Here is a 5,480-nt window from a genome sequence, read left to right on the forward strand (position 1 = left end):
TATTCGTTAAACAAGAGTTTAGCGAATAGTTATTTATCTTTTCATCCTACAGTTTTTCTACTAAGCAATATCCATACTCTTACGTAATCTCAATCTAATTACGGCTTGTCTCTATTCTTTATAGACTAATTCATTCTCTTCCGGCTTTGAACTAATTCGTTCTCTTCCAGGTTTTTGGAGAAAACAGAATCAACATAGGAAATATTTCCAATCTTCCTGCCAACATGTCAAAAATCATGACCGCCTTTGAAAATGGTGAATAAATCGAGAAATTTTCTATTGGCCCAACCTTTGCCAACCCCGGTCCGATATTGTTAAAGGTTGCGGAAATTGCTGAAAAGTTTGTGGTGAAATCAAAACCGTCAAAGCTGATAAGAAAAATGGATATTATATAAACAAAGCAATATGCAATCAAATACGTACTTACCGAACGTACCACATTGTAATCCAGGCTTTTTCCTTCCAATCGAATCCTCTTAATAGCTTCCGGATGAATAATGAGGTGCAGCTCCTTCCCCATATTCTTCAATAAGATAATTAATCGGGAAACCTTTATACCACCTCCGGTGGAACCTGCACAGGCACCGGAAATCATTAAGAATAAAATCACCATTTGACTGGGTACTGCCCAATGATTGAAATCCAAAGTTGAAAAGCCTGTTGTGGTAATAATACTTCCTACCGTAAAAAAAGCATGGTGAAGGGCAAATAACAGGCCATTTCCCATTTCTTTTAAATTATTAAAAGCGATGAATAAAGTTGAGCAAAGGATAATCAAAAGATAGGTTCTGGCTTCTTCTGAGGAAAAAGCTTCTTTCCACTTCCTTCTTTGTAAAAGATAATAAACATTGAAGTTAATACCGAACAAAATCATAAAAATGGTAATCAAGAACTGGCTAAACATGGAATAATCCGCCATTCCGGAATTCCTGATGGCAAATCCTCCTGTTCCCGCCGTTCCGAAACCGATACACAAAGCATCAAAAAACGGCATTCCGGAAAGTAAAAAGGCAAAAATACAAATAACCGTTAGAACAAAATAAATCTTATAAAGGGCTTTTGCGGTATCTGCTACTCTAGGCACCATCTTGGACACATCCGGTCCCGGAGATTCCGCCTTCATAATCATCATGTTATAACCGCCACCTAAGGGAAGAACCGTTAAAACAAGGACTAATACACCCATGCCTCCCATCCAATGGGAAAAGGAACGCCAAAAAATCAATCCCTTTCCTAAGGCCTCCACATCGCTTAAGATGGAAGAACCTGTAGTGGTAAAGCCGGAAACAATTTCAAAAACCGCATCGATATAATGGGGAATTTTCCCACTAATATAGAAGGGTAAAGCTCCCACTAAAGAAAGCACCAGCCAGCAGCCTGCTACGATAACAAAGCCTTCTCTGGTATAAAAGGCTATTTTTTTCGGTTTCTTTCGCGTTAAAACCGCCCCTACGACTAAAGACATTGCCGACACGGATAATATAGCCGCGGCAGAATTATGCTCCCGATATATTATGGCACAAATAAAGGGAAGCAATAAGCTGATTCCCTCTATTCTCAGTACCCAAGCCAGGATGTAGACAATCATACTAAAGTTCATAATGAATATCCTCTTCCTTCTTTACTTCCAAAATATCTCGTAAATCATTAAATCCTGTGTTGGTGGTAACCACAATCACCCGGTCTCCCACCTTCATAACATCAGCTCCTCTAGGGGTAATAATTTTATTCTGTCGTATAATTCCGCAGATTAAAACTCCTTGCTTAAAGGACATCTCCGCGAATGGAATATTGATTAAGTCAGGATCATTTAATACCTTAAACTCCAAAGCTTCTGCCTTTCCGTCAGCAAGCTTATACAAGGTCTCTACATTGGAGCCCTTGGAATTCTCCAAAGCCCTTACATATCGAAGAATACTCTCTGCAACAATCTGTTTCGGATAAATAACAGAGCCCAAATTCATTTCATTGGTAACATTTTCAAAGGCAATACGATTGATTTTGGTAATCAAACGGGCATCGGAAAGCTTTCCCGCATAAAGAGAAAGCATGATATTTTCCTCATCAAATCCTGTCAAAGAACAAAAGGCATCCGTATTTTCTATTCCTTCCTTCTTTAAAAGCTCGGCATCAATACCGTCACCGTTAATGATAATACTATCCGGAAGTACATCTGCCAGATACTCACATCGCTCCTTGTTAGAATCAATGATTTTCAAACGCATATTTAAATGCATTTCATCAATATAGCGGGCAATATAATAGCTGATTCGTCCTCCCCCTACGATAATACAATCCCTTACAGGGGTATAATCCACACCCAACTTAATAAAGAACTTGCTTACATCCTTGGGTGCTGCAATAAAGCTCATCAAATCATCTGCTTCCAAAGCATCAAAACCGTTTGGAATAAGAATATCCTCTCCTCTTTGGATCAAAGTAATAAGTACATTTAAGCCCGTATCCTTTTGAAAGGTATGAAGAGGAATACCAATCAGCTGACTCTCCTTGGGTACCTTTACACGAATTAAATCCAACTTTCCGCGAGAAAAGCTGTCTACCTTCATTGCGGAAGGAAAACGAAGCAGACGCTCTATTTCCTTTGCTGCAGCCATATCCGGGTTGATTACCATGGCCAGGTTCAATTCATCTCGAAGATAAGAAATCTCCGTAGTATATTGAGGATCACGGATTCTGGCAATGGTACGACAATTTCCTTCTTTTTTGGCAAAGAGGCAACAAAGCATATTGACTTCATCCCGGCTGGTTGCCGCAATTAAGACATCCGCATTCTGAACTCCGGCTTCCCTTAGCGTCTGAAGCATGGCACCGTTTCCGTGGATTCCCATAATATCCAGAAAATCTACCGCATGGCGAAGAACCTTCTCATCCTGGTCCACAATGGTAATATCATGCCCTTCTTTGTTTAATTGATCAGCCAGGGTAAGACCTACCTTACCGCAACCTACCACAATAATATTCATGATTTTTCCTCATTTAACTGCAAAAAATACAAATTCTATATCCAAACACATTTCAATAAGTCTTATTGTTTATTAAGGCTTATTGTTTATTAAGACTTATTCATCTCATTCAGACACAAAATATCCTGATTTAAAGCCTCCAAAAAATGAACCAGCAAATCCCGTTTCGCCTCTACCGGAAAGGCTTCCCGTAATTCGTCATAACGAAAGCTTTTCTTGCCCCCCTCTTCCATCCTCTGATAGAAGTATTCCAGCTCCCGGTAAGGAACATAGTACTTCTCTCCTCTTTTGCTGAAGGACAGGATAATAAAGCTGATGCCTCCCTGCAGCATAAAGCGCTTCATAAAATCCATTTGATGGGCATGAAGGTTTTGCAGGGGAAAGGAGTCCTTATGACATTCCTTAGCATCAAAACAAATGGGAATCCCTTGAACAATTCCCATATAATCCACTGTGGACTTCTTATCAAAATAGGCCAAAGTGATTTGTTTATGGCTTTGATCCAGCTTAATAGGGGTAATGGGGGTGGGAATCTTTTGAATGAGGGCTAAATTCTTTTCCTCATACAGTGCAATGGTATGATTAATTTCCTCTTCCAAAAGAGAGCCTCTTAGCCCTCGTGAGTTCCATGTACCCATGTTTCCCATTCCTGAATGATGGAATTACCCTGGAAGTAATTGATTTTCATAGCTTCACATACTTCTCCCAAGGTTTCCTCTGTCCGCTGTCTGGCCAGCTTAGTGCCCTCCAAGAGAATCTCATAAACCTCCGGAATATTATTCTCCCAGTGCTTTCTCTTTTCCCGGATAGGCTGTAGGATTTCTTCCATTACAGCCAGTAAGGTCTTCTTACATTTAACATCCCCAAGACCGCCTCGCATATAATGCTCCTTCATTTCCTCCAGATTCTGATAGTCCGGACAGAAACGAGAGAAATCCTCCTTAGGCGCAAAGGCATCCAGATAGGTAAATACGGTATTGCCCTCCACATGTCCCGGATCCGCCACATTGATGTGAGTGGGATCGGTATACATGCTCATAATCTTGGTTTTCACCGTACTTGGATCATCAGAAAGGTAAATGCCGTTTCCTAAGGACTTACTCATCTTCGCCTTACCGTCCGTACCCGGCAGTCTTCTCTGGCTGGAATGCTCCGGCAGAAGAATTTCCGGCTCTAAAAGTACTTCCTTTTGGTACAGCTGATTAAACTTACGAACAATTTCCTTACACTGCTCAATCATGGGAAGCTGATCTTCTCCTACCGGCACGGTAGTGGCCTTAAAAGCGGTAATATCCGCAGCCTGAGAAACAGGGTAGGTAAAAAATCCCGCAGGAAGGCCTACTTCATTGTCATTGACACTTTCTCCCCCATGGAAGCCCCGGAGCTTCATCTCCGCCTTTACGGTGGGGTTACGACTAAGTCTTTGGGTTGTTACCAGATTTAAATAATAAAAGCTGAGGGTATGGAGAGCCGGCAATCCGGACTGAATACAAATAGTACTTACATTGGGATCAAGCCCCACGGAAAGATAGTCCAAGGCCACCTCGATAATATTGTCTCGAATCTTCTTGGGATTATCGTAGTTATCCGTTAATGCCTGGTCATCTGCAATCAAAATATTGATCTGATCATATTCTCCGGAATTCTGTAAATCCACTCTTCTACGTAAAGATCCTACATAATGTCCCAAATGTAATTTTCCTGTGGGACGATCTCCGGTTAAAATGATTTTCTTTCCTGTACTTCCCATTTTTCTCTCCTTAAACCTTAGATACTTCTTTATTTTCTTGAAGTATTTATAATAATCGAAAGTCTTTCTTCTTATTTATAACCTTGCCAAGTATACCATAAATTCTCTTAAAAGGCATTTTGAATCAGCTGAATCTTCTCTCCTTCTATACTGACCACATCAAATCGACAAGCTGTTTCCGTCAAAGAATATGCATGTTTACAAAGGTAGGCGGTAGCCCAGGTACGAAGTCTCCTTTGTTTTCCTCTATCCACCGCATATATGCCGGAAAGATAGCTATGCTCCTTCCTGCCCTTCACCTCTATAAAACAAAGCATCTCCCCATCCTTCGCCACCACATCCATCTCCAGATGATGAAAATGACTGTTACGCTCCAGAATTTCATAGCCCTTTTCTTCCAAAAAGACTACTGCTCTGTCTTCAAAGGCCTTTCCTTTCAGTGTATTAGAAATATTGGAAGCCTTAACAGTATTTGAAACCTTTAAAGCATCTGAAGTCTTTGCACCGGACTTTATCATCTTCATTTTTGATGTATTTGCTTTTTGCGTTTTATCTTTGTCTACTATGCCTTCTTCTGTCTTTCCCATCTGTACTCCTAAAGTTTTACGATTCTCCGGCATAAAGTTTTTTTAAAAAGCTCCGACGGTGTATAGGACAGGGACCATACTCTAAAATAGCTTCTGTATGGGCTTTGGTTCCATATCCCTTATGTTTCTCAAAGCCATATTCCGGATATTCCTTGGCAT

Annotated in this window: 5 protein-coding genes and 1 pseudogene; all 6 read right to left on the bottom strand. The window is 40.6% G+C overall.

Annotation, left to right across the window (positions count from 1 at the left end; all coding sequences use genetic code 11):
• Positions 1-151: 151 nt before the first annotated feature.
• The gene (locus ACO4PX_RS08235) at positions 152-1,600 is read right to left on the bottom strand and encodes a TrkH family potassium uptake protein (protein WP_485572243.1); all 1,449 of its coding nucleotides are present in this window, start codon (positions 1,598-1,600) and stop codon (positions 152-154) included.
• Positions 1,590-2,984, bottom strand: a complete 1,395-nt coding sequence (gene trkA, locus ACO4PX_RS08240) for a Trk system potassium transporter TrkA (protein ID WP_485572244.1) — start codon at positions 2,982-2,984, stop codon at positions 1,590-1,592. Before trkA ends, ACO4PX_RS08235 begins: the two co-directional genes overlap by 11 nt.
• An 89-nt stretch (positions 2,985-3,073) precedes the next feature.
• Complete coding sequence (locus ACO4PX_RS08245) at positions 3,074-3,622, bottom strand: Holliday junction resolvase RecU (protein WP_472451437.1); 549 nt, start codon at positions 3,620-3,622, stop codon at positions 3,074-3,076.
• A complete protein-coding gene (trpS, locus tag ACO4PX_RS08250; RefSeq protein ID WP_472451439.1) occupies positions 3,595-4,734 on the bottom strand; it encodes a tryptophan--tRNA ligase in 1,140 nt (379 codons plus the stop codon). The genes ACO4PX_RS08245 and trpS overlap by 28 nt, the downstream gene beginning before the upstream one ends.
• Positions 4,735-4,841: 107 nt before the next feature.
• Positions 4,842-5,321, bottom strand: coding sequence for a YraN family protein (locus ACO4PX_RS08255; protein ID WP_485572245.1), 480 nt, complete (start codon positions 5,319-5,321; stop codon positions 4,842-4,844).
• 16 nt (positions 5,322-5,337) lie between these two features.
• A pseudogene (locus ACO4PX_RS08260) lies at positions 5,338-5,480 on the bottom strand (ribonuclease HII); the annotation flags it as partial.

It is taken from the genome of Oribacterium sp. (genome assembly GCF_057249185.1).